Source organism: Lysinibacillus parviboronicapiens (assembly GCF_003049575.1).
In the GTDB taxonomy this organism is placed as follows: domain Bacteria; phylum Bacillota; class Bacilli; order Bacillales_A; family Planococcaceae; genus Lysinibacillus; species Lysinibacillus parviboronicapiens.
The window spans coordinates 78,940-102,347 of sequence record NZ_PYWI01000015.1 but is presented as its reverse complement, the minus strand read 5'-3'; the positions used below and the strand labels follow the sequence as shown (position 1 = coordinate 102,347).

The window sequence follows — 23,408 nt, the reverse complement described above, 5'->3', positions numbered from 1 at the left end:
GCATCTATGCTCGAAGAGTATGTTGGATACGGCAGTAATTTACCAAATATTAAAAATGAAAGAGAAAGAAAAATGACAAAAGCCATCGAGAGTGAACTTCTCGATGGCTTTTGTCTACAGTCTGAAGAGTCGGTTTCCCGACTCTGTTCTAACGGTTGTTATAATTTTTTCACGAATTCTGATTTTAATTTCATTGCGCCGAAGCCATCAATTTTGCAATCGATATTATGATCTCCTTCAACAAGACGAATACTTTTTACTTTTGTACCAATTTTTAATGTCGACGAACTGCCCTTCACTTTTAAGTCCTTAATGACTGTTACTGAATCGCCATCTGCTAATAGATTGCCATTGGCATCCTTCACAATGAATGCATCTGACTCCTGCTCTGTTGAATTAGTATTCCACTCATGCGCACACTCCGGGCACACAAAGTTTGATCCATCCTCATATGTATATTGTGAATTGCATTTCGGACAATTTGGATAAGCTGTCATTTCCGCTTCCTCCCTTTTCTTTTTTGCTAGGTAAATCCTATATATGCTCCTATCTTTACATACTTAGTACTTTTACGCAAAGGTCGTTCGTATTTTTTGTTCGTATTTGTGAAATATATATGAAGCAAATCAAGTAATCACTACGTTTTACATTCAAATTTCCTATCATTTCTAGTGCTCACCCATTGACTTTTTTGTAAAAACCATCTTACTTGCAAGATCGTTTATCATGACGTATTATATCCTTAAAGGCTGCATTGTTCGTATAATATTAAGTTTTAACCTTTAAGCTGTAAAAGGGAGTTTTATTATTGGAGTTGGAATGACGGGCCTCACACCAAGGTGCATGAGGATAAGCAGGAAAACTTCTGCGAACACCCACTTTGAGGAGTGGTGGTTTAAAACTTTCTATAAGACATACGGCATACGCGGCTTTTTATACTAACTATTTACATCAAGGTTTATATAGCACCTTAACCAAATTGGTTAAGGTGCTTTTTTCATCCCTAAACAGGCTATAGGATTAAATTGGAGGTAAACTTGTTTGCAATGAATGCTAAATACTAAAAGACCACTAGCACGAGTGGTCTTGTTTATCTCTATTTCCTATCTTTGCTTGCCTTTTTTAAATAAACCTGCTGCGACTGCAGCCTCAAAACTGTTTCTAGCAAATTGAACTGGATTTCCGACATTCTCCCAGTGCATGTACATTAATCGAGGATTATCAAAAAGCCAATGGTTATGCACTGCTGTAACAATAAGTCCTCTCTTGCGAAGTTCCGTCATAAATGGATTAATTTCTTCCTGAAGTACTACAGATTCACCGAGGTTTAGTGTATTAGCCCCAATCCCTTCAAAAGAAAGGGCAAACGGAAGTGCGAGCGGAGATCGAGTAGTCCGTCCAAGAATGGTAGCTTTAATATCACGAAGACGCTGTACAACACAAACCGGTGTTGAAGTAATAACTTCCCCACCGATGATATTAGCAAGTTCTTGACATTTTTTCGAATCTACACAACCACAGAAGTTTTCTGGCAGAATGCGATCAAGGGAATGATTATCACGTTCCAATCTATTCACCTCCTTTAATTTTCCTACTAACCAATATATTCTCAAGTGTTTGATAATACTGGGAACTTGTAACATTGGAACCTTTTAATCAAAATTATTTTCTATCCATACCTATTGCCTTCCAACCATTCCAATTAATTTTCTATATTAGATTTTATTTATGTACGACTATCACACTCTTTGGCTTTAAACCGGCTTTGAACTACATCACATGAATGATAAATTATCGAGTTAATTGCCCTTCTCACTAACTTTTTTCTACATATCCTAAAAATGAAAGGAGGGAAAATTGTGTGCGTAAATAAAGATAGTTGTAATTGTTTATCAACACAAAGAGAATGCAATCATTTAGGACCTTTTGTGGCTATAGATATAAACTGTATAAACACACCTATTGACGACGGTGATGGTACTAATGACAATGGTTCAATAATCCCGTTTTCCTCTGGCATTACTACATCAGTAGTTGGTATTGCTGAAGGCGCTACATTGGTAGCAAGCCTTATAGGATTCGGTAGTGCTATTAACGGTATCACTTTATTAGGCGATAATACGATAGACTTAACTGGGATTCTAAGCGAAGCCTTTTCAGTTCCACGCAATGGTAATATTACTGGGATTTCCGCGACATTTAATTCATTTATAGACCTTAATCTAACTGGTACTCATACGATTACGGCTCAAATTTATCGTGCTCCTGCCGGAACTAACATCTACTCCCCGACAAATGCACGTGTTGATTTAGCACCACCGATTACAGGACCGTTTCCAGCGATAACTTTTGGAACAGGAGATATCGAGCCTGTACCTGTATCAGTAGGCGATCGTTTATTGATGGTATTTTATATTTCAACAACAATAAATCCTCCAGCTCTCAACTTCTCAATTTCAGGTAGTGCGAGTGCAGGTATTACTATTGTATAAATTTTTTTCTCAATCTTGTCGTTATAATCTAACGATAAATAAGCGTTTGATTTAAATAGATATGATTGAGCCATACGCTAATTTATTGTTTTCCATTATCACGTGCATTAAGCCAGTTATAGAACGGTACTGGTCGCTCAATTCGTAAAATGAAGTCACTCACCTTGTAGTAAACCCCAAAAGCTGGTTAAAGTTCGAACTCTTGGGGTTCACTCACACTACACCTGAGTGGCTTTTTTATATGTTACTTGATTAGTGCCTCTTTAATTTGCTTATCCTTGTAAGTGAAATGGTATAACGTACCCGAAGTTAAGTTGGAGGTGGCGGAGATAAAAAAGTCTTCAACATTTTTATTACTACTTTTCATCAGCCTAATATTAAGTGGTTGCTGGAGCAAAAAAGAATTAAATGAACTTGCTATTGTAGTAGCTGCTGGTGTGGATAAAATAGATGATGAATACGAAGTTTCTGTGCAAGTAGTTGCTCCTGGTGAAATATCTTCAAATAAACCCTCTAGTGGACGATCACCGGTTGTAACATACCATGCTAAAGGGAAATCTGTATTTGAAGCAATACGGAGACTGACAACAGTTACACCTAGAAAAGCTTATTTTGCACATCTTCAAGTTGTTGTCATCGGAGAGAAATTAGCTACAGAGGGTATCGATCAGACAGTAGATTTATTAGCAAGAGATCCTGAAACTAGAAATGATTTTGATGTCATCGTATCTTACCAGTCCTCTGCAAAAGAGGTATTAAATGTTTTAACACCCATAGAAAAAATACCTGCCAATAAAATGATAAATTCATTAGGTGGAACAGAAAAAGCTTGGGGATCCACAGTGTCAGTCAATATAGAAGACTTAGTAACTATCCTTGGCAATAAAGAAAAAAGCGCCGTGCTCTCTGTCATTGAAATACAGGGAGATACACAATTAGGTATGGATAAAGTCAATGTAGAAAGAATTAAAACGCCTACGTTATTGAAGTATGCGGGTTTAGCCATATTCAAACAAGATAAATTAATAGGATTATTAACAGAAGAAGAAAGTAGAAGCTTTAATTTTTTGAATGATAATATAAAAAGTACTGTTGAAGTTATTTCTTGTCCTAAAGAAGGTAAGTTAACCACAGAAATCACAAAATCAACCACTAAAATTAAAGGAAAATTTAAAAATAATACACCTAAAATTAATGTTCAAATTGATATAGATCAAAATGTGGGCGAAGTTGAATGTGCTATAGATTTAACCGAAAACAAATCTATTGCGTACATTAATAAAAAAACTGCAGAATTAATAAAGGTTCAAATTGAAGAAGCGCTTATGACCATTCAAAAAAATTATCAAGCCGATATTGTAGGGTTTGGGGAAGTGCTTCACCGTGAAGATTACAAAGCATGGAAAAACATTAAAGATGATTGGTCATCGATATTTCCCGAGTTAGAGATAAAAGTTGAAGTCAATGTAAATACTAGTGGATTGGGTACTATGACAAACTTGAAATTAAAGGAGTAATTACAGTCATGAAAGAAAAACACCAGTATTCATTTAAATTGTAATACCTACTCTTTCCCATGTATTCATTTGCTTCAAGAGTCCTGAATAGTTACTGTTGTTGTTTTATCGAGCGCAAATATGCACATTCCTAACAGCACAATCTTTTAAGTGGTCTATCATTAAAACTTTCTTTCCAGCGATGAAGATGTTTCTTTATTTATAACAACGCTACATTTTCCGTTTTTTATAATACTTTGTAATGAGGAATTATAGCTCCTCTTGTATAATTCATACGCAATTTGAACATATATGGAGTAACAAGGGAGGTAATTAACATGAAAAAACTATTGTACATCTTGCTGCTATTCACACTTTTATTATCAGCTTGTGGAAAAGATGCCGAACCAAAGAAAGTAGCAGTCGACAAAGACACATCAGTTAAGGATATAGTTGGCGCAATCGTAAAAAATAAATACACTGTCGAAGAAGACAAAGGTATCGTCACAATTTCGATACAAGATACCGATGTACGTGAAGGTTTAAAAAGTCAAATGTTAAAGGATTCCACAAGAATATTTGCAGAAATTTCAAAATTAAAAAGTGTAAAAACCCCGACAATTATCTGGTCTGCCCCGTTAGCTGAGCCTAATGGTCAGGAAGAAATGGCGGAGGTATTAAGTATTTATTTTAATGAACAAGATTTTAAAGAAGTAAATTGGACGACTTACGAACAATTGAATATTGAGTCAATTGCCACTCAGTATACAGAAAATGATGCCCTAGAAGATTAATAACATGCTTTTACACCCATTCTTCATGTGTGGTTAGCTCTTGCAAGTTCAACTTCATTTTTCTGCATTAAAATACCCATCTTCGCATTTTACAAAGATGGGTATTTTATATTGGACATACGTAAACACCGTGTTATTTAACATATGTATGTATGGCCTCAGTTAGCAGCGTACGCTTTATTTTATAATGGGTTGCTTGCCAAATACCTTTCTCATTCAGCAAGATTAAAAACTGTGGTGATTCATGTTTAACGCCAAGATCGTTTTCAATGAAGTTCGAGACGTCTCTTTCCAGTTGTACAATAACTAAGTATTTAGGCAAATCTGTGTTCAGTGCTTTAAATTCTTTTAATGCCGAAATACTACTTATACAAGTCATACTGAACTTTAGTAGAAGGATGGGCTGTTCTTTCGACTGCTTTAAAATTTTCCCCCAGTCTTCGTTTGTTTTAATGCGTTGCACAATGTATTACCTCCAATACAATAGCTTAAAAGATACCATTATTATATACCACCCTAGGTATTTTAGAAGCTATTAGTATTCGAGAACATAAATTTGTTCCAACTAAATTATTTATATACCTGCTGTGTTCATCAACACAAGACGCCAACCATCAGGGTCTTCAATTGTAATGCCCTTTTCCGCCCAATAGGGATTTTCTGGTTCAACTTCCGGGTATCCCATGTGCGCCAAGCGTTTGGCGATACGCTGAATAATTTCGTGCTGCGGCATATAGAGCACGAGGAGATTGTCTTTTGATGGCGCTGGGCATGGGCTACCCTCAATATGCTCCGTAAACTCCAAATGATAGCTGGCGTTTGGAAGTCCAATCATCACACCTTTATAACCTTGATGTCCAGTGAAAGAGCCTACCTTTTCTAACCCTAGCCCTTCACAATAAAACTTTTCAATCTCGTTTAATTTATCAGTCGGTCTTGCAACACGTACCTGTGCTACCTGTAATTCTGTTGACCATTGTTCACTCATATTTTTCCCCTTTTCGATCATTATAGTATTGAAATGCAAGAAGGGAGAACAGTCAAAGGTCTGAATATTATTTTGTTTCCGCCTCGCTGTCATCCTGAAATGTGGAAATCATCGAAATACTAGCGAAACATTCCGCAATCGTAGAGAGCCATTACTCACTGACATGATAAATTTTATCTGCCTGTTGTAGTGGATTTTCTTTTTTCATATAATACGCCTCTGCTTGCCAGTATCTACTTTTGTACTTATCCATTCGTGCATGTAAATCACCAATATAGGAATCACGACTTAATACTCTTTCTTCCCTTATTGTTCTCGAACATTGTAAAAACAAAGTATAATCATAAAATTTTCTCCACTCGTGTCTTTGTAGAAATATCCCTTCAATTAAAAGAATGCTGTCTGTTGCTACTACCATTTTTCTATTTGTCATTAAATTAGTTGTACGATCGTAAAAGAGTAGTAAAATCTCTGTCTTGTTACAATGAAGTTTCTTTAAGATATCCTTCTTTATTAACTCAATATTCCATTGTAAGTAGTAATATTCATACCATTCGGCAAATCCGGTATTGTAACGTTTGTTACTTTCCACTATATGGTCATCAATATGAATGACATTGACCAAACTATTACGCTTTAGCCGATCCTCAAGTTCCTGCACCACCTAATCCGTCTAATGCCACAATTAAAGCCCGATTTTTATTACAGCGTCGTTCAAATTTATTGATTATTGCATTTATCACTTCTTGCGTGCACATGAATGGCCCCACACTCCTATCAATCAATTTTACGAAGGGATTAACCGGTGTTTCTTAACGCAGCCTTATATAAACTCTCTATCCTATTGAAATGTATCTTTAAGCTCAGAAGTGTTAGCATAAAATTTATGTTTAGAACGTTGAATATTACAAATAAACAATACAGTGGCTACTAGTAACATTATCAAAGAGCCTGAAACGACAACAACTCTGATAGATAGTACTTCGGAAGCAAATCCAAAGATAGCAGTGACGATAATAATAAGAAAAGCTTCCACAAGACCATAAATACTCCCTATTCTCCCCATAACATGCACAGGAATATTATTTTGATAAAAAGTATAAAAACCTGTATTGGCAAAGGCCGTAGCAAATGACAAAATAAAGCACCCGATGGATGCTAGTAGAAATGTATATGAAAATGCGAACATTATATAACCACTTGCAGTTATCAACGAACCCAATCCAATAAGCCAAGAAGTAAATATTTTCTCAACAATTAGCATATTCGTTAATGAACCGATTAATACCCCTGCACCAGCAATGCTCACTAAAACTCCATATTGCCCTTCAGATAACGAAAGCACCTGAGTAGCAAATGCCGCCTCTAAAGAATCCGTAGCTGTCATCATGACGATCATGGCACTATATAAAAGGTAGATGGTCATGATATATGCATATTTTCTACTAAATCTTAGAACAAGCTTCCAATCTTCTTTTAATATCTTTATTGATAATTTATTTTCTGCTTTCTCAACAAATAGTCTAGATGCTTCAACATTGGGCATTGCTAACGTCATTAATGCAGATAGAAATAATGCAATAGCATTGATATAAATAGCCATGTTAGGCGTACCTATTGTAAACATTAATCCTGCTATCGCTGGACCTGTCAAAAAGGCACCTGAATCTAATAAACTGCGCAAAGCGTTAAATCGCTTTCTTTGTTCAATCGGTATTAACTTCGTAATAAAGGTCATTGATGTTGGATGATATATTGAACTGAAGATAGTAATTAAAAAAACCATACAATATATAAAACCCAAAGAAGATACAAAAGGTAATACTGTAATGAATAAAGCTTGCAACATATTCAGTACAATCATGAGATATTTCTTATTCAAACGATCAATTACACTACCTGACCAAATATTCGTACAAACTGTCGATAAAGCTCTAATAATATATAAGCCAGAAACAGCAAGAGCTGATTCCGTTATGTTCAAGACAATGAGGTTTAAAGCTATAAAATATATCCAACTACCCACACTTGACACACCAATACTACATAATAAAATAATCGGGTACCGCCAATTTTTAATATTCAATTCCATTCCTCCTTAATATTTTCATCACAATCTATTTTTCAGCAAAATAAAAAAATCTCATCCCCAAGACTTTAACGTCTTGGGGACGAGATTTTTTATCGCGGTACCACCCCTGTTTATTAATATGTCACCATATTAACCTTATCAGGTACAACAAACTATACCCTAGCTCTATAACAGGAGCTCCTGTCACACTATCCCCCCTATATTCGGGTTCCAATGCGCTACTCAGAGGCTTGCTTCAATAAAATTTCCCTTGCTCCCTTTCAGCTACCGGAGTTCTCTGTAAAGAAATAATTTTATTTACTCTTCTCTTCATTGCATATGTAACATATTAAATTTTTCATAAATCTAGTTTCAATATAATTCTTAATAATATATACGACAATATTATTAATTGTCAATAGTTGGAACTATAGAAGTTTTACGCTCCTATTCACATGTAGTAATGAACTTTTCTTTGTGGTCTTACTTACATATAAAAACCAGTTCACTTTAATAGTGACTGGTTTCAATAAATTACTCTGCTAGCTCGACTGTAAATGACGCAGAGGTTTTCGCCTTCACTTCCTCTAGTGTTACACCTTCCGTTAGTTCAATCAGCTTCATGCCCTCATCCATAAAATCAAAGACCGCTAAATCTGTTATTAATCTATGCACAACACTTTTTCCTGTCAAAGGTAACTGACATTCCTTTTTAATCTTCGATTCGCCATTTTTATTGACATGCTCCATAACGACAATCACTCTTTTTGCACCAACAACAAGATCCATGGCACCACCCATGCCTTTCACCATTTTCCCTGGAATCATCCAGTTAGCAAGATCTCCTGTTTCTGAGACTTCCATGCCGCCTAAAATAGCAAGATCAATATGACCACCACGTATCATGGCAAAGGAATCAGCACTGTCAAAAAAAGATGCACCAGGCACAACTGTAACAGTTTCCTTACCTGCATTAATCAAATCAGCATCCACCGCACCCTCTTCTGGGTATGGACCAATGCCAAGTAGACCATTTTCGGATTGTAAAAGAACATCATAATCAGCAGGGATTGCATTCGCCACAAGCGTTGGGATACCGATACCTAAATTGACGTTCATGCCATTTTCTATTTCTTGTACAGCTCTGTCTACAATTCTTTGTCTTGTATCAATCATCACGCTTCCCCCTTTTTCACAGTAAGACGCTCTATACGTTTTTCATAATTTTCGCCCAATAACACACGTTGTACAAAAACGCCCGGCGTATGAATATGGTCCGGATCTAGTTCACCAACTTCAACAATTTCTTCCACTTCCGCAATAGTAATTTTTCCTGCCATTGCAGCTAATGGATTAAAATTACGTGATGTTTTACGATAAACTAGATTTCCAAGCTTGTCTGCTTTCCAAGCTTTCACAAGGGCAAAGTCTCCGACAATGCCCTTCTCTAATATATATTCCTTGCCATCAAAAACTTTTACTTCTTTGCCTTCAGCAATCGGCGTTCCAACACCTGTAGCCGTGTAAAAACCAGGAATACCTGCTCCCCCAGCACGTATACGCTCCGCCAGTGTGCCTTGTGGCGTTAATTCAACTTCAAGTTCTCCACTTAAAAATTGCTGCTCAAAAATTTTATTTTCACCTACATAGGATGCAATCATTTTTTTTATTTGTTTATTGGCTAATAATAACCCTAATCCCCAATTATCTACACCACAGTTATTACTAACAACTGTTAAATCTTTTGTGCCCTGTTGTTCTAATGCTGAAATTGCTTTTTCAGGAATACCACATAAGCCAAATCCGCCTACAACTAATGTGTCTCCATCTTTAATATCTGCAATGGCTTCCTCGAACGAATTCCACACTTTCCCGATCCCCATCATCGAAACCCCCTAATATAGCTCGTTTATTAAGGAAAATTCTACATCAATACCATTTTATAAGTAAAGGAATTAATTTGAATACTACTTATTCCAAAAGGGCATAAATCTATTTTTCCTACTCTTCTTCCGAACGGATGGTCTTTAACAACTGCTTTAACGCATAGGATTGATATGTATTTTTCTTGGTAATAACCCCTAAACGCCAAGGCATATCAAAATTCAGCAAGGGGATAATTTTTACATTTTGGTTGGTTTGCTTAGCGGCAATCGAGTAAGGTAAAAGTGTTACGCCTAAGTTTGATGAGACAAGCTCCACTATCAAATCCCATTGAGAGCTCTTATAGCCAATAATTGGGTTAAAACCAGCTCTTTTACAGGATTTAATGACATAATCATGTAATGTAAATTCTTCTGTTAAAGTAATGAATGATTCATTTTTTAAATCTTGCAGAAGTATATAATCTTGCATTGCTAAGGGATGTTGCTCATTAATAAAAACAAAAAATTGATCCTCTACAAATGATTGAACCAAGAATTTACGCTCATCTGTTGGTAAAACGACAATACCCATATCAACTTCACCGTTGTCCACTAAAGTGCCAATCATTTTAGCTCCTCGTTCCACCAACTCTAAGTGAACTTCTGGATATTGTTTATGAAATTTCCGAGCAATCTCTGGGAAAAATAATGTGCCAATTAATGGCGGTATTCCTAATTTAATAGACCCTGTTTTAATGTTAAGCAAATCATCCAGTAATATATGTAAATCATGAACAGATCGCATTATTTTCAGTCCTTGTTTATAGACGATGTTCCCTGCATCGGTTAAATCAACATTTCGAGTTGATCGGTTTAATAATTCTACATGAAGTGTGTCTTCTAACTTTTTAATACTTTTGCTTAAAGATGGCTGTGACACGAAAGATTCACTTGCCGCTTTGGTAAAACTTCCATGTTCAACAACACCCATAAATGCTTTTAAATCTCTTAACTCCATCTAAAAACCCCTTATTTATTCTAATTTGTTATAAAAATATTTTTAAAAGTCTTATTTAGTAATAAATTCTCTGCTATTTTTTTAATCCTTCTTCTAAAACTGATATAAGGTAAATACAATAGCGATAAGGTTTTCTATATCTAAAATAATATTTAATTATGTAATTTCTGTGAACGCAACTTAAAACGGCAATTCTATTTAAAGTTTCATTTACTGTCCTTCGCTCCATTTTTCTCTTTATTTACATATTTCTCTATGTAATATTATGAATAAGGGATGGTAGAGAAAGAAAGGGGATTTTTTAAATGAAAACATTAACTAAAATTTCGAATACTATAATGGAAAAATATTTGCCTGACCCATACATATTTGTCACTATACTCACGGTGCTAGTCTTATTATTAGGAGTCACATTAACAGACTCTTCCCCACTTGATATGGTCACATACTGGGGAGATGGTTTTTGGGGACTGTTATCCTTTACGATGCAAATGGTGATTGTTCTAGCCGCTGGACACATTTTAGCAAATAGTCCGGTATTTAAAAAAGTGTTATCCACACTTGCAAGCAACATAAAAACGCCAAGTATGGCGATTATTGTTGTTACATTTGTTTCACTAATCGCTTGCTGGATTAACTGGGGATTTGGTCTGGTTATTGGAGCGCTTTTCGCAAAAGAAATTGCACGTCATGTACAAAAAGTAGATTACCGCTTACTCATCGCTAGTGCCTATTCGGGATTTGTTATTTGGCATGGTGGTTTAGCGGGCTCAGTGCCACTTTCCATTGCGACAGAAGGCCACACTTTTGCAGATATTATGGGTGTTATTCCAACAAAAGTTACATTATTTTCAACATATAACTTGTTTATTGTTATCGTTATTATTTTAACATTGCCCTTCTTTAACAGATGGATGATGCCTAAGGAAAAAGATGTAGTAGAAGTCGACCCTTCTTTATTAGCGGAAGAGAAAATTGCACTTCCCCCAGTAGAAAATAACTTTGCAAGTCGTTCTGAGCGCAGTTACATTTTAACAATTTTAATTGGAGCTATTGGGCTCGGGTATTTAATGCATCATTTTATAACGAAAGGTTTTGTATTAGATTTAAATGTCGTAAATACCATTTTCATTGTGCTAGGTATTATCTTCCATGGTACACCACAACGTTTTCTTGCTGCTGCACAAGATGCAATTAAAACAACAACAGGAATTGTTTTCCAATTTCCGTTTTATGCAGGTATCATGGGGATGATGACCGCTTCTGGTTTAGCAGCTGTATTTTCTGGATGGTTTGTTAACATTTCAAATGAGCATACTTTCTATTTATTCACATTTTTCTCCGCGGGACTTGTAAATTTCTTTGTGCCATCAGGCGGTGGTCAATGGGCTGTGCAAGCTCCGATTATGTTAGATGCAGCGACTAAATTAGGTGCAGATTATGCCAAAACTGCTATGGCTATCGCTTGGGGTGATGCTTGGACAAATATGATTCAACCATTTTGGGCTTTGCCAGCACTAGCGATTGCTGGTTTAAAAGCAAAAGACATCATGGGCTTCTGCTTATTCATCCTTTTCTATACAGGCATTATCATTAGCATTGGCTTCCTGTTTTTCTAACAAACATAGTCCTTTTTAACTTCACGGGAACTCTCCGTGAAGTTTTTTTGCGAGATTTAAGCAATTAGTGTATATTAATTCAATTGCAAATAGTTTAATGTTAAACTATTTACCGTGAAGAAATAAGAGAGCCATCAATACACTCGGTTTATCGTTTATTTTAGGGGGATTTAAACTTTAATATCGATGGCGCAAAAACACAAGCTCAAGCTTTAGTAAGCGAAGTATCAGCAGTATTCCTAGATGCTGGGGATGCAAAATCGATTGAAGCAGCTGTCGAATTTACTGTGGAACAATACGGTTCACTAACTGTTGGTTTAACCAATCTACGTAAAGATTTAGATGTTGTAAATATAGACCTAGATGAATTTGACCGTCTAGTAAATGTAAACTTAAAATCAGTATTGTTAGGGAGTCGATTCGCTATTCCTCATATGCAAAATGCCGGTGGTGGTTCAATTGTAAATACGGTTTCTATGGCAGCATTTGCAAGTGATCAAACGCGTACAGCTTATGGTGCTACAAAAGCTGGTGTTGCAAATATGACGAAAAACATTGCCACGCAATATGGTAAAGATAAATTCGTTGTAATGCGGTAGCACCGGGACTGATTTTAACATCCACTGCAAAAAATAATATGCCGCAAGATATGTTAGCTATTTATTCGAAATTTAACGCATTGCCGTACCACGGAGAAGCTGATGATATCGGGCATGCTGCCGTTTACTTAGCCTCTCATGAATCCAAGTTCATGACTGGTCAAATACTGCAAATTGAAGGTGGTCATTACATTACAAATCCAACCATTGCAGATACAAATATTTGGATTGCGAGTCAACAACATAAAGGTAGCTAAAACTCTGAAAAGACACTGCCTATAAAATAACCATATGGAAGCTCGTGTTTAATGGGCCTTTAGACTGACGACAAAAGGTGTTCGGAATGATCACATACAAAGAATACCTTTTGAAATTTTATTAGAAATATTGGTTACAAATAGCCCCTATTAACGATCGTAGTACTCTAAGGGGTTAGGTGGCTCCTTCAAATAATCGATAGATAAAATTAAAATCAAGACCCGTTTCCAATGTGCATAAAAAATTCTTTAGGCACCATTTGGTCAATTGTCAGTATGTTAATTGATGTCGTTTAATCTATCTAATTTTTGACACCCTGGCCATCATCTTAATCATTTTAGACGTACACTAGTTGATTGGAGCGCAGGCGGCGACTTCTGCGGGAATAGCATGAGTTGAAGGACCCGCAGGAGTGTAACGACGAGGAGATTGAAGCCATGCCCGCGAAAAGTGTCCGCCGTAGTGGAAATTAACGGGTTCTTTTAGAGTTTGACTACAATTTGAAAGCCCATGTTTAATGGGCCTTTTCTAAGGCAAGCTTAATGCCAAATCCAATTAAAATTGTACCTGTTAGTCCCTCAATAACTGTTTTAGTTGTGGGCTTCTTCATAAATGCACTAATTCTATCTAGCAAGTATACATAGAACACAAACCAGAGGGCTGTTATAGCAGTATAAATAAGCCCCATGAATAGAAATGGCACAAACGTGGCGCTTGAGACATCTACGAACTGCGGTAAAAACGTTAAGAAAAAAACTGCAACTTTAGGATTCATAATATTTGTCAAAAACCCTTGCTTAAAGCAAGATTGATGTGCGTATTTATGATCTACTTGCGTCTCATCTTGTAACACAGGAGGCAGCGAGCGTATTGTTTTTAATGTCCATAATGTCTTCACACCCAAATAACATAAATATACCGCACCTACGTATTTTAAAACTGCAAATACATATGCTGACTTTACAATAATTGCTGAAAGGCCAATCACTGCAGCAAACGTATGAATTAGTAAACCACAGCATGAGCCAAGTATCGTCTGTATACCTCCCTTTTTACTAACTGTAAGCGTATTTTTTGTCGCAATGGCTGTATCTGGACCAGGTAAAATAATCAGCAACACACACATTAGTAGAAAAACGGATACGTTTACCACTTTTAACCCCTCCTAAATATCTGAAAATTATAAAAATATTCTACCATATGTACAGACATACCAAAAGACACTTAGAGATAAAAAAATATCTTAAACTGTTCTGATTGACATGCAACCATAAGGTATTATAAAATCATAACACCTTATGGTTATATTTTTAAAAATAAAGGAGACTTAGTATGTCAGAAAAAATACAAAATATCATTAAAACAGTTACACTAAATGCATCTATTGATAAGGTCTGGGACTCTGTCACAGATGCCGAAAAACTTGGTACTTGGTTTATGCCAAATGATTTTCAACCTATTGTTGGACATGAATTTACGTTACAATCCCCCTTCGGACCTTCTCCATGTAAGGTTGAACAAGTGGACGCACCATATTTCGTGCGGTTCACTTGGGATACGGATGGATGGTTTGTAACATTTGAACTTGAACAAGTTGGTGAACAAACGACATTTACCTTAACACATGGTGGCTGGAAAGAGGCGTCTCATATTATTCCGAAAGCTCAAATGTCAGCACAAGCTGTGCGTGAAAAAATGGACGGTGGCTGGACAATGATTATCGATAAAAGATTAAAAGAGGTTGTTGAAACAAAATGACACAGCTTGCTGAAAAGTATGATGTTTTTCAAGCAATTGCTGATCCTACGAGACGTCATGTTCTACAGCTTCTTGCAGCGAGTGACAAACCAATCACTCATATTTCTGAGCATTTTGCCATTAGCCGAACTGCTGTCGTTAAACATTTAAAAATATTAGAGCAAGCCGAGCTAGTATCTGCCAAAAAAAAGGGTAGAGAAAAGATTTATACATTACATGTAGAGCGTTTGAAAGAGATTGAAGATTGGTTACAGTATTTTGATCTATTTTGGGATAATAAACTGGCTCAATTACAAAACTTTGTTGAAAAAGAGTAAATAAAAATAAGAGCTGTTCAAAAAGTCATTCGAACAGCTCTTTATTCAACGCATATAAAATAATCCACCATTAATAATTTCAATTTTAATTTTTGCATCGTATTGTTCTTGTAAAGCTTTCTTTTCAATCTCATAGCATTCTGGCTTTTGTTCTACATCTTCATAAAAAAAATCTAATACGCGCTGATCTCGTTGCCACCTTTTTTTCGCTTGCACCGCCCAATCATGGTTATCCTGTTCGATAATCGCTTCGATTGTTGCATCTAATCTTTTAAGTGCACGGATGGGTTTAATAATATATTGCACATGGAAAACGTTCTCAGATTGAATAGCATCAAACTCAACTTTACTCAATACCTCATGAAAATCCTCTAAGATCATACCTGTCATTAAATTTAAGCCAAAGGAATACAGCATCTCTTTTGTTCGGTCGCAACAATATGAAACCTTATAATTCACACCAAGCCAGGGTGTAAGCATGATCTGTTCTCTCGATGCTTCAACTTTCTCAAACATTTGAACAAATGTCCCAAGCTCTCTCGTTGCTTGAAATAGCTGATTGAGCCTTGGTGAACCGAAATTTACTATCTCTCCGCGAACATTACTAGCTAGTGCCGTATGATCTGTAATAAATGTTACTTGTGCTGGATTTGGATCGCCATTCGTAGCTTCTACATATTGCCAATAGAAGGGACGATTCATAATTCTTTTATCAATATCAATGGTTAATTGTACTGTGAGATAACAGGCGTCCTCCCCTAAAATATTGCAATCATTTTCCATGAAAAATTGTTTTAAATAACTGTGAACCTGCTGTGGAAACATGGCACTCCCCCCTCACATGTCAAACGGATTTTTTGAAATTTGTTAAGATAGCATCTAAGTCTCCGACTACCTTCTCAAATACATCAATTTTCGTATGGAGCAATGCCAAAATATCTTTTTCAATTGTGTTTTCTATAGCCAAATTATAAATATGAACATCGTGTTCTTGTCCTAACCGATGCACACGACCAATACGTTGCTCAAGCTTCATTGGATTCCAAGGCAAATCGTAGTTAATGACATGGTGGCAGAATTGCAGGTTAATACCTTCTCCTCCTGCTTCAGTTGCTATAAGCACCTGCGCTTTTTCCTTAAAAAGATGCTTCATATAATCACGCTTGTTTTTATTGTACTTACCATTAAAAAGAACGCTCGTAATGCCTTTTGAATGTAAGTACCACTGCAAGTAGATTTGAGTTGCCCGATACTCCGTAAAAATAATGACTTTATCATCCGCTTGCTTAATAATTTCTAGTGTCTTTTCAGCTTTGGCGTTCACTTCTAAAGCCATTAATTTGGCAAGTATCCCTTCAATCTCTTTGGTTTCCTTACTGTCTTCGAGCATTTTTGATAAAGTTAAAGCCGTCGCTTCTTTGCTACTGCACATTTCCTTTTGCAAGGTAATTAATGAAAATGAGCCGCTAGAAAGCGTTCCAAGTAGATCATAGATTTCTTTTTCCTCAGTGGTAAATTGTATGGGGATGATTTGAACGTGACGTTTTGTCCACTCGACGCCCGTGTCTTCTCTTCTATTTCGCACCATCACCTGATTTACTAATTCTTTCAAATAATCGTCATGCTCTAAATCATGCTTGCTAGCTGAAAATGCCGATTGGAATGTTTCATAATTTCCGAGATGACCTGGTTTGAGTAAAGAAATTAAATAATATAATTCAAATACATCATTTTGAATGGGTGTGGCGGTTAATAATAAACAAAACTTTTTCTTTAAGCCTTGTACAAATTCGTAAATCAATGTTTTATGATTTTTAAGTTTATGGGCTTCATCAATAATAATCATGTCATAATTCTGTGCATAAATTAGCTCTTTATGTGGGCTCTTTTTTGCCGTATCCATGCTCATTATCACGATATCATAGCGATCAATGGGACAATTTTTTTTATACGCTATTGCTGGAATATGAAATTTTTGATTCAATTCTTCAATCCATTGATTAATAAGAGAAGCCGGTGCTAAAATCAACGCTTTTTTTACGAGTCCACGAATCAGATATTCCTTTAGGATTAGGCCCGCTTCAATGGTTTTACCAAGCCCCACTTCATCAGCAAGTATCGCTTTTCCGTTCATGCGTTCAATAACCGTTTCAGCCGCTTCTAGTTGATGGGTGAGCGGCGTTAAATTGGGTAAATATTTCGTCGCTTGTAAACCCGTGAATTCGGGAATTAAATTCATTTTTACAATATCATAGCTCATCTTGTACAATGTCCAGCTATCCCATTTCTCAAGATTATCTAATCTACTTATAAAACCTTCTTCCCATTCGGACGACCTTTCTACTATCATGATCATCACCTCATGCATTTATTTCTTAGTTAGGTTGTCCAAAAAAGTAAAAGCTATGTTAGATTTCGCTCTTGTAAAAATATACATATTTTAAGTGACATTCAAATGATTCCTTGCTGTTCAAATCATTTAATCTTCGAATTAATGTTGAGGTATTGTACTTTATTCTATTCGATTAAAATTTAAAAAATGTAGGTGCGTTAGCTAGTTATTCTAAGCTAGGTTTCTTTTTTCGATACCCTCCAAGTAAGAGTGCTATAGCATCTGGAAGTGGTTATATGGCTACATTCAGTGGGACACTTTCTGCATGGGTTGAGTAAATTCTAAGCTCACCCGGTTGGTGAGCTTTTTAGTAATTACCATAGCTTTGAACTACGAGAAAAGAGAAGGCTTTTATGCCCTCCCCTCCTATTATCGAATAACTTACAAATTTAGAATTGAATAAAAGTATATTTCACATTGAATTTACAGCTTATTTGACATAGGCGACAGCTCTTACTGGAGATGCAGTTGAGTTTTTCAATTTAAGTGGCAGTGCCATAAAAGTAAAACGGTCATTTAAAGGTAATTGTTCAAGATTAACTAGATTTTCTACTATATAAATAGGGACACTTAACAGCTTTAAATGCACCTCACGTTTCATATTGTCATGGACATCAATATTCGCTAAATCTAGACCAATACATTTTACTTGCTTCTCGAATAACCAATCACCTGCACAAGTCGCAAAAGCATGCTCTAAGAAAAAGTCTCCTTGTCCCCACTTTGCAGTTCGTGTTCGTACTAACACAATATCATCTCGTTGTATAGTTATCCCTTGTCTATGCTCAGCCTGTGAAAGCATCACTGCTGTAACAGGTTCGAACGGATCTTTGAAAGAGGAAACATCAAGTAAGACAGCCTCTCCATAAGTTTTTGTTAAATCCATTTCAGCCGTAGATTCCCCACCTCTGATAAAGTGAAGAGGTGCGTCAATATGTGTCCCACTATGATCAGACATACGTAAAAAGCGAGATTCAAACCCTTCACATGGTGCTATATATCGATGACCGGAGTTATCAAAAGTAGATTCTTCTTGTATAACGATTGGTGGATGCGATGTATAGGAAACTAAGCCATCATAAATTTCTAATGTTAAATCAATAATTTTCATTTATATTCCCTCCTTAAAATGAATCACAACTTTTCCATTTACTTTGTTTAGCGCACTTTCAAATCCATCAAGACTATCTTTAAATGAAACCGTATGTGCGACTAACTTATTGAATGGATACTTTGAATCCGTAGCCATCTGTAAAACTGCTTCATAATTTGCTTGTGTAATACCGTAACTGCCTTTAATCATTATTTCGCCACGTACAATTTGATCCATTGGCACAGAAAACTCAGCAGAATTAATGCCGACTAATACAAGCTGGCCACCACGTTTAAGTAAACGAATAGCTTCTTTCGGAATGGCTGGATGACCCGAGCAGTCAATGATGGCATCATAGCCTGAAAACTTATCGTGAATTAGTTCCTCCGTAGCAACAAACGTTGCTTGTACACCGATTTCTTTTGCTAACTGCAAACGACTTTGATCTTGCGGCACTCCAAGCATATGTGTTCGTTCATTACCCGCGCCCACTAATATTGCTGCTACCCCTAATCCTATAGGTCCAGGCCCAACTACTAAAATGGACTTTTTCTTGTAATCGGTTACTTTTAAAACTGCGGTATAACTAACTGCTAAGGCTTCTGAAATAGCTGCCACTTCATCACATACAGTGTCATCAATGACAATAATATTATTAATATCTGCTACCATATATTGTCCCATACCGCCAGCCTCGCGGAATCCATATCGAAGAGCTTCAGTTGGTGTTTTTATAAATTTATAGTCGTTGAAATCACAGCAATTCGTTTCGCCTCGTTGACAATAATCACAAACACCACAGCTTTTATAGGGGTTTATTACCACTCTCTTATTTAAAAGTGTTTTATCGCCAGCCGCCCCCATTGCTATAACAGTTCCCGTAACTTCATGACCGAGGACAAGTGGGTAAGTGACCCAATCATAGCCACCATGTCCATCATACATATGCAAATCACTCCCACAAATACCAACAGCACTTACCTTTAGTAAGCATTCATTACGATCTAACTCCGGGACAGTATAGGTTTTAAACTGAACATCCTTTTTCTTTGTTGAACACTTTACTAATGCTTGATATTTCATCGCCATATCTACTCCTGCTCTAATTTCATAATTGTCGTCATTCATAGAAGCACCTCTACTGAACCAACTTAATAATATCTAGTAGTGTCTTTTCTTTTTGTGCCAAATATTGTTGCTTATCGATGGATGACCAGTCGTAAAATCCCTGATTGGATTTCATGCCATATTGTTTTGCGTCTATTTTTGCATGATGGATTTCAAGTGGTTTCGTGCCATTCTCTAAAGTTGGGTATACATAGTCTGCAATGGCATAATGCGTATCTAAACCATTTATATCTCGTTGCTCAAGTGGTCCTGTATTGGCTAACCGTACGCCTAGGCTCATTTTAGCAATAAAGTCTAACTCTTCAGCCGTTACAATCCCCTTCTCAACCAAAGACATCGCTTCTCTAGCAAGTGCACTTTGTAATCTATTTGCTACAAAGCCCTCAATTTCCCGTTTCAATAAGATAGGCTTTTTACACATACTCTGTAAAAATAGCATAGTAGCATTTGCTCGTTCCTGTGATGTATAAGCGCTAGGAACTACTTCTATTAAAGGGGTAATATGTGCGGGCGAAAAGAAATGTGTCCCGATTAAGCGTTCTTTATAGATCATTTTTTCTGCAATATCGCTAATTAGATAACTCGAAGTATTGGTACAAAATGTAATTTCTTTTCCGTAGTATGAATCTAGCTGTTCAAATAAAGTTTGTTTGACTTGTAAATTTTCAACAATAGCTTCAAAAACAAATGTTAAACCTTCAATACGCTCTAGTTTCGATAAAAAGGTGATTTTCTGTAAATCTGATTGTTGCTGTAATTGCTGTAATCTTTCTATATTTGGCTCATATAAATACACAGTCACATTATATTGCAGGAAATATTTTGCGATAGCAGAGCCCATAAAGCCTCCGCCTATTATCAGTATTTTTTGCATTGTTGGGTCTCCCTCTTTAAGCTTTATCTTGCTCATCATTCCAAATTACTTGTATACCTACCGCATAAATACATAGCGCTTTGACCTCTTCTAAAACGGCGGCACTCCCACCTAACGAAAGCGCATTTGCTTTATGAATCAGAATGCCTTTTTCATAGGCCTCACAAACATTAATGGCATACAATAATAATTCCTTCAATAATCGGGAAACTACGTCATCACGTAAAGAAGTCATGCGTAGATTGCTATACTTTAATAAAACATCTGGAGCGTAATCTACTAAATATTGAATCCATTTAGGTAATACATCAAACTCTTCTTGATAGTAGTCAATACATTCCTGCTGTGAGGAAAAAGTAGCTACCTCTCCCCCTTCTTCAACAATCTGGATGTCTCCTGAAAGTTGCTTTGCATATGAAATCGCTTCTATCCCAGATAACCAAGTTGGAATACCTCTCGAAATAATGGCTGATGCAATCAGCTCTGCAACTTCTGCGACAGTATTGCCCGCTTCAACTGCTTGCTTTACGAAATAAAGCATTTGTTTTTCCTCACGTCGTGCTGCAAATAAACCTACAAGTAACAATGTTTTTTCTCTTTTTGTTAAAATACCTTCTGTTAGGAGTGCTTGATACATCCTCGACATTTATAAATCCCCCTCATATAATAAAGGCTGATTAAACATTACATTTAGATTTTTGATGCAAAAAATCCGCTCTCTTCCCGCGGACGAACCACAGGCCTCGCAAGTGCTAAAGCATATGCGGAGGCTAGCTTGGCTCGCTTTTCCACAGAAGTTTAGCGAATTTTTTGCTGAAATCCTATAATACTATTACTCGTCAAATTGGCGCCTATAGCCTTTTGGAACAGTCTACTACTAAAGTAAATAAGACCAAGCTAACGTTGCCAAGATGTAAATAATCCCCACGAAGAACATAATCATCACAAGGAAGCCCATAATATCTTTTAACTTTAAACGAGAAAGTGCCAGCGCTGGTAAAATCCAAAATGGTTGTACTAAATCGTTCCAGGCATTTCCTAACATTACGGACATTGATGTTTCAGATAAAGATGCGCCTAACTCTTTTGCTGCATCAATCATGAATGGCCCTTGTACTGCCCAGTGTCCTCCAGCTGAAGGTGCAAAGAAATTAATAAAGAATGAACTTATTAATCCCCAAAACGGTAGCGTATGCTCGTTGGATAAGTCAACGAATACTTTCGCAATGGTGTCCACTAAACCCGAAGCAGCCATAATGGCCATAATACCCGCGTAAAATGGAAATTGCAGCACAATCCCTGAAATTGTTTTAATCCCATCTGCTAAATGCTCAGCATAACGAGCAGGCGTCCCTAGTAAAATAATTCCTATGAATAAAATGATAAAATTTAAAATATTTAAGTTTAATGAATTACCGTTTGTGAAATATATAACAATATAAATCAGCCCTAACGCACCAATCGTGTACGCTAAAATGCGACTATTATTCAATTTATTTGCTATCGTATTATCGACTAATAGATTTAATTTTACTTTTGGTTGATCTGCATATAATGCTGGATCAATCTCCACAACGTTTTTTGGATCTTTTGGATGCAACATTGCATTAAATAAAGGCAATGTAATTAACAGCACAACTGTTGTGATAATCATAGGTAAGCTAAAAATTGTTTCTGATAATGTAACTAAGCCCATTGCATCTTCCAAGAAGTGACCTGGAGTTGAAATTAAAATAGGGATAGAAGCCGATAGACCTAGTCCATAGAAAGTAAATCCAGAATAAGCGGCTGCGATAATCAGCGGGTAATGAACCCCCTTAACTTTTAAAGCTAGTTTTTTTGCAATAATCCCCCCAATTACTAAACCAAATCCCCAGTTTAAGTAGCTACCGATCCCCCCAACAAGCGTTGCAACGATAATTGCCGTTTTTGGCGTATGCACCATACTTGCAATTTTGTTTAACAATTTATCTGTTATAGGTGCTGTAGCTAGTACATATCCCATTGCAAGAATAACAGCCATTTGTGTAGTAAATGCTAATAAATCCCAAAATCCTCCACCCCAAGCAGTTGTTAAATCCACAAAGCTAATATCCTCAATTAATAGAGCCAGTACAAACGTTAATAATGTAAGTCCAATTGCAAATACAAATGGATCTGGTAAATACTTCTTCATGATATCTGTGAAAAAATTTGTCAATTTTTCCATACTAATTCCCCCTTGATGTGTTGAACTAATTAATTTTTGGAAGTACCTCTTTATTGCGTAAAACATGATAGAATTAACTTACAATCTATACATGTTGGAGGTCATTTCCTTGCAAAAATTAACTAGTATTTTAGTGACCGCTTATGCAAAAGCACCCCAGGGCACGTCCATGTACGAGATGTACAAGCATGCCGGTATTGTGTTAGAAATTGATCAAGAAACCCATAAAATTATTGATGCAGAATTTACTTTCATTACTAATCTTGCACAAGATTTCTTTAAACGTATGTTGATTGGCTTTGATATTACAGCCAATATTGATGAATTAATTGCTCGTGTAGATGAGCACTATTATGCACCCTCAAGTGGTTCAGTCGTAGTAGCTCTAAAATCTGCACAAAAGAGATACCTTGAAAAAATTCAAAAAGATAGCTAAG

24 protein-coding genes, 1 other RNA gene, 1 pseudogene and 1 other annotated feature are annotated in these 23,408 nt (G+C 36.3%); of the genes and pseudogenes, 9 read left to right on the top strand and 17 right to left on the bottom strand.

What is annotated here, in order from left to right:
• Nucleotides 1-158: 158 nt before the first annotated feature.
• The gene (locus C9J35_RS14050) at nt 159-497 is read right to left on the bottom strand and encodes a zinc ribbon domain-containing protein YjdM (protein WP_107925016.1); all 339 of its coding nucleotides are present in this window, start codon (nt 495-497) and stop codon (nt 159-161) included.
• 246 nt (nt 498-743) lie between these two features.
• Here C9J35_RS14050 and ssrS point away from each other — a divergent pair.
• Nucleotides 744-936, top strand: a non-coding RNA gene (gene ssrS, locus C9J35_RS14045) — 6S RNA.
• A 167-nt stretch (nt 937-1,103) separates the two neighbouring features.
• Here the strand turns inward: ssrS and C9J35_RS14040 are convergent.
• On the bottom strand, nt 1,104-1,535 hold the full coding sequence (locus C9J35_RS14040; RefSeq protein WP_238602062.1) for a DUF1259 domain-containing protein: 432 nt from the start codon (nt 1,533-1,535) through the stop codon (nt 1,104-1,106).
• 324 nt (nt 1,536-1,859) lie between these two features.
• On the opposite strand from C9J35_RS14040, the gene C9J35_RS14035 reads away from it, so the two are divergent.
• From C9J35_RS14035 to C9J35_RS14025, 3 genes are all read left to right on the top strand, one after another.
• Complete coding sequence (locus C9J35_RS14035) at nt 1,860-2,492, top strand: exosporium glycoprotein BclB-related protein (RefSeq protein WP_235616318.1); 633 nt, start codon at nt 1,860-1,862, stop codon at nt 2,490-2,492.
• 320 nt (nt 2,493-2,812) lie between these two features.
• Complete coding sequence (locus C9J35_RS14030) at nt 2,813-4,009, top strand: Ger(x)C family spore germination protein (RefSeq protein ID WP_235616317.1); 1,197 nt, start codon at nt 2,813-2,815, stop codon at nt 4,007-4,009.
• Between the two features lie 317 nt (nt 4,010-4,326).
• Nucleotides 4,327-4,782: a hypothetical protein gene (locus C9J35_RS14025; RefSeq protein ID WP_107925012.1), complete on the top strand. Its 456-nt coding sequence runs from the start codon at nt 4,327-4,329 to the stop codon at nt 4,780-4,782.
• A 133-nt stretch (nt 4,783-4,915) separates the two neighbouring features.
• On the opposite strand, the gene ytxJ is transcribed toward C9J35_RS14025, so the two are convergent.
• The 7 genes from ytxJ to C9J35_RS13990 form a co-directional block, all read right to left on the bottom strand.
• Nucleotides 4,916-5,245 (bottom strand): bacillithiol system redox-active protein YtxJ, encoded by a 330-nt coding sequence (ytxJ, locus tag C9J35_RS14020; protein WP_054767946.1) that lies wholly within the window; start codon nt 5,243-5,245, stop codon nt 4,916-4,918.
• 111 nt (nt 5,246-5,356) lie between these two features.
• Nucleotides 5,357-5,770 (bottom strand): VOC family protein, encoded by a 414-nt coding sequence (locus C9J35_RS14015; RefSeq protein WP_054767945.1) that lies wholly within the window; start codon nt 5,768-5,770, stop codon nt 5,357-5,359.
• Nucleotides 5,771-5,921: 151 nt separating this feature from the next.
• Entirely contained in the window at nt 5,922-6,431 is a 510-nt protein-coding gene (locus tag C9J35_RS14010; RefSeq protein WP_235616316.1) for a nucleoside/nucleotide kinase family protein, read from the bottom strand.
• Nucleotides 6,432-6,611: 180 nt separating this feature from the next.
• Entirely contained in the window at nt 6,612-7,862 is a 1,251-nt protein-coding gene (locus C9J35_RS14005; RefSeq protein ID WP_107925010.1) for an MFS transporter, read from the bottom strand.
• 72 nt (nt 7,863-7,934) lie between these two features.
• Nucleotides 7,935-8,184 (bottom strand) — a binding site (T-box leader).
• Between the two features lie 191 nt (nt 8,185-8,375).
• Nucleotides 8,376-9,017, bottom strand: a complete 642-nt coding sequence (locus C9J35_RS14000; RefSeq protein ID WP_201262072.1) for a 3-oxoacid CoA-transferase subunit B — start codon at nt 9,015-9,017, stop codon at nt 8,376-8,378.
• Nucleotides 9,017-9,724 carry a CoA transferase subunit A gene (locus C9J35_RS13995; protein WP_054767943.1) on the bottom strand — a complete coding sequence of 236 codons (708 nt, stop codon included), beginning with the start codon at nt 9,722-9,724 and terminating at the stop codon, nt 9,017-9,019. The genes C9J35_RS14000 and C9J35_RS13995 overlap by 1 nt, the downstream gene beginning before the upstream one ends.
• A gap of 118 nt (nt 9,725-9,842) precedes the next feature.
• On the bottom strand, nt 9,843-10,724 hold the full coding sequence (locus C9J35_RS13990) for a LysR family transcriptional regulator (protein ID WP_107925009.1): 882 nt from the start codon (nt 10,722-10,724) through the stop codon (nt 9,843-9,845).
• 305 nt (nt 10,725-11,029) lie between these two features.
• Here C9J35_RS13990 and C9J35_RS13985 point away from each other — a divergent pair, with 305 nt between their 5' ends.
• Nucleotides 11,030-12,343 (top strand): short-chain fatty acid transporter, encoded by a 1,314-nt coding sequence (locus tag C9J35_RS13985; protein WP_107925007.1) that lies wholly within the window; start codon nt 11,030-11,032, stop codon nt 12,341-12,343.
• Between the two features lie 173 nt (nt 12,344-12,516).
• A pseudogene (locus tag C9J35_RS13980) lies at nt 12,517-13,199 on the top strand (SDR family NAD(P)-dependent oxidoreductase); the annotation flags it as partial.
• Between the two features lie 515 nt (nt 13,200-13,714).
• Here the strand turns inward: C9J35_RS13980 and C9J35_RS13975 are convergent.
• On the bottom strand, nt 13,715-14,353 hold the full coding sequence (locus C9J35_RS13975) for a LysE family translocator (RefSeq protein WP_107925006.1): 639 nt from the start codon (nt 14,351-14,353) through the stop codon (nt 13,715-13,717).
• A gap of 179 nt (nt 14,354-14,532) precedes the next feature.
• Here C9J35_RS13975 and C9J35_RS13970 point away from each other — a divergent pair, with 179 nt between their 5' ends.
• Both C9J35_RS13970 and C9J35_RS13965 read left to right on the top strand, forming a co-directional pair.
• The gene (locus C9J35_RS13970) at nt 14,533-14,958 is read left to right on the top strand and encodes an SRPBCC family protein (RefSeq protein WP_107925003.1); all 426 of its coding nucleotides are present in this window, start codon (nt 14,533-14,535) and stop codon (nt 14,956-14,958) included.
• Nucleotides 14,955-15,275 (top strand): ArsR/SmtB family transcription factor, encoded by a 321-nt coding sequence (locus C9J35_RS13965; protein WP_107925002.1) that lies wholly within the window; start codon nt 14,955-14,957, stop codon nt 15,273-15,275. The genes C9J35_RS13970 and C9J35_RS13965 overlap by 4 nt, the downstream gene beginning before the upstream one ends.
• A gap of 45 nt (nt 15,276-15,320) precedes the next feature.
• On the opposite strand, the gene C9J35_RS13960 is transcribed toward C9J35_RS13965, so the two are convergent.
• The 7 genes from C9J35_RS13960 to C9J35_RS13930 all read right to left on the bottom strand — a co-directional run bounded on the left by C9J35_RS13960 (nt 15,321) and on the right by C9J35_RS13930 (nt 22,971).
• Nucleotides 15,321-16,100: a YqhG family protein gene (locus C9J35_RS13960; RefSeq protein ID WP_107925000.1), complete on the bottom strand. Its 780-nt coding sequence runs from the start codon at nt 16,098-16,100 to the stop codon at nt 15,321-15,323.
• Between the two features lie 19 nt (nt 16,101-16,119).
• Nucleotides 16,120-17,631: a DEAD/DEAH box helicase gene (locus C9J35_RS13955; RefSeq protein ID WP_107924998.1), complete on the bottom strand. Its 1,512-nt coding sequence runs from the start codon at nt 17,629-17,631 to the stop codon at nt 16,120-16,122.
• A 466-nt stretch (nt 17,632-18,097) separates the two neighbouring features.
• Nucleotides 18,098-18,778 (bottom strand): cyclase family protein, encoded by a 681-nt coding sequence (locus tag C9J35_RS13950; protein ID WP_054767941.1) that lies wholly within the window; start codon nt 18,776-18,778, stop codon nt 18,098-18,100.
• A complete protein-coding gene (locus C9J35_RS13945) occupies nt 18,779-19,888 on the bottom strand; it encodes a zinc-dependent alcohol dehydrogenase (protein ID WP_107924997.1) in 1,110 nt (369 codons plus the stop codon).
• A gap of 10 nt (nt 19,889-19,898) precedes the next feature.
• A complete protein-coding gene (locus C9J35_RS13940; protein ID WP_167395972.1) occupies nt 19,899-20,762 on the bottom strand; it encodes a 3-hydroxyacyl-CoA dehydrogenase NAD-binding domain-containing protein in 864 nt (287 codons plus the stop codon).
• Between the two features lie 16 nt (nt 20,763-20,778).
• Nucleotides 20,779-21,408: a carboxymuconolactone decarboxylase family protein gene (locus C9J35_RS13935; protein ID WP_107924994.1), complete on the bottom strand. Its 630-nt coding sequence runs from the start codon at nt 21,406-21,408 to the stop codon at nt 20,779-20,781.
• Nucleotides 21,409-21,639: 231 nt separating this feature from the next.
• Nucleotides 21,640-22,971 carry a short-chain fatty acid transporter gene (locus C9J35_RS13930; protein ID WP_107924992.1) on the bottom strand — a complete coding sequence of 444 codons (1,332 nt, stop codon included), beginning with the start codon at nt 22,969-22,971 and terminating at the stop codon, nt 21,640-21,642.
• A gap of 109 nt (nt 22,972-23,080) precedes the next feature.
• Between C9J35_RS13930 and C9J35_RS13925 the strand changes: the two genes are divergently transcribed.
• Nucleotides 23,081-23,407, top strand: coding sequence for a DUF3870 domain-containing protein (locus C9J35_RS13925; protein ID WP_107924990.1), 327 nt, complete (start codon nt 23,081-23,083; stop codon nt 23,405-23,407).
• Nucleotide 23,408: the final 1 nt, after the last annotated feature.

Bases quoted from the DNA above. Each gene is read 5' to 3' on its own strand.
- C9J35_RS13935 (WP_107924994.1), bottom strand. From the start codon at position 21,408: ATGTCGAGGATGTATCAAGCACTCCTAACAGAAGGTATTTTAACAAAA.
- C9J35_RS13950 (WP_054767941.1), bottom strand. From the start codon at position 18,778: ATGAAAATTATTGATTTAACATTAGAAATTTATGATGGCTTAGTTTCC.
- C9J35_RS14025 (WP_107925012.1), top strand. From the start codon at position 4,327: ATGAAAAAACTATTGTACATCTTGCTGCTATTCACACTTTTATTATCA.
- C9J35_RS13945 (WP_107924997.1), bottom strand. From the start codon at position 19,888: ATGAATGACGACAATTATGAAATTAGAGCAGGAGTAGATATGGCGATG.
- C9J35_RS13940 (WP_167395972.1), bottom strand. From the start codon at position 20,762: ATGCAAAAAATACTGATAATAGGCGGAGGCTTTATGGGCTCTGCTATC.
- C9J35_RS13960 (WP_107925000.1), bottom strand. From the start codon at position 16,100: ATGTTTCCACAGCAGGTTCACAGTTATTTAAAACAATTTTTCATGGAA.
- C9J35_RS14015 (WP_054767945.1), bottom strand. From the start codon at position 5,770: ATGAGTGAACAATGGTCAACAGAATTACAGGTAGCACAGGTACGTGTT.
- C9J35_RS14050 (WP_107925016.1), bottom strand. From the start codon at position 497: ATGACAGCTTATCCAAATTGTCCGAAATGCAATTCACAATATACATAT.
- C9J35_RS13990 (WP_107925009.1), bottom strand. From the start codon at position 10,724: ATGGAGTTAAGAGATTTAAAAGCATTTATGGGTGTTGTTGAACATGGA.
- C9J35_RS13985 (WP_107925007.1), top strand. From the start codon at position 11,030: ATGAAAACATTAACTAAAATTTCGAATACTATAATGGAAAAATATTTG.
- C9J35_RS14005 (WP_107925010.1), bottom strand. From the start codon at position 7,862: ATGGAATTGAATATTAAAAATTGGCGGTACCCGATTATTTTATTATGT.
- C9J35_RS14000 (WP_201262072.1), bottom strand. From the start codon at position 9,017: ATGATTGATACAAGACAAAGAATTGTAGACAGAGCTGTACAAGAAATA.
- C9J35_RS13965 (WP_107925002.1), top strand. From the start codon at position 14,955: ATGACACAGCTTGCTGAAAAGTATGATGTTTTTCAAGCAATTGCTGAT.
- C9J35_RS13995 (WP_054767943.1), bottom strand. From the start codon at position 9,724: ATGGGGATCGGGAAAGTGTGGAATTCGTTCGAGGAAGCCATTGCAGAT.
- C9J35_RS13970 (WP_107925003.1), top strand. From the start codon at position 14,533: ATGTCAGAAAAAATACAAAATATCATTAAAACAGTTACACTAAATGCA.
- C9J35_RS13930 (WP_107924992.1), bottom strand. From the start codon at position 22,971: ATGGAAAAATTGACAAATTTTTTCACAGATATCATGAAGAAGTATTTA.
- C9J35_RS13955 (WP_107924998.1), bottom strand. From the start codon at position 17,631: ATGATCATGATAGTAGAAAGGTCGTCCGAATGGGAAGAAGGTTTTATA.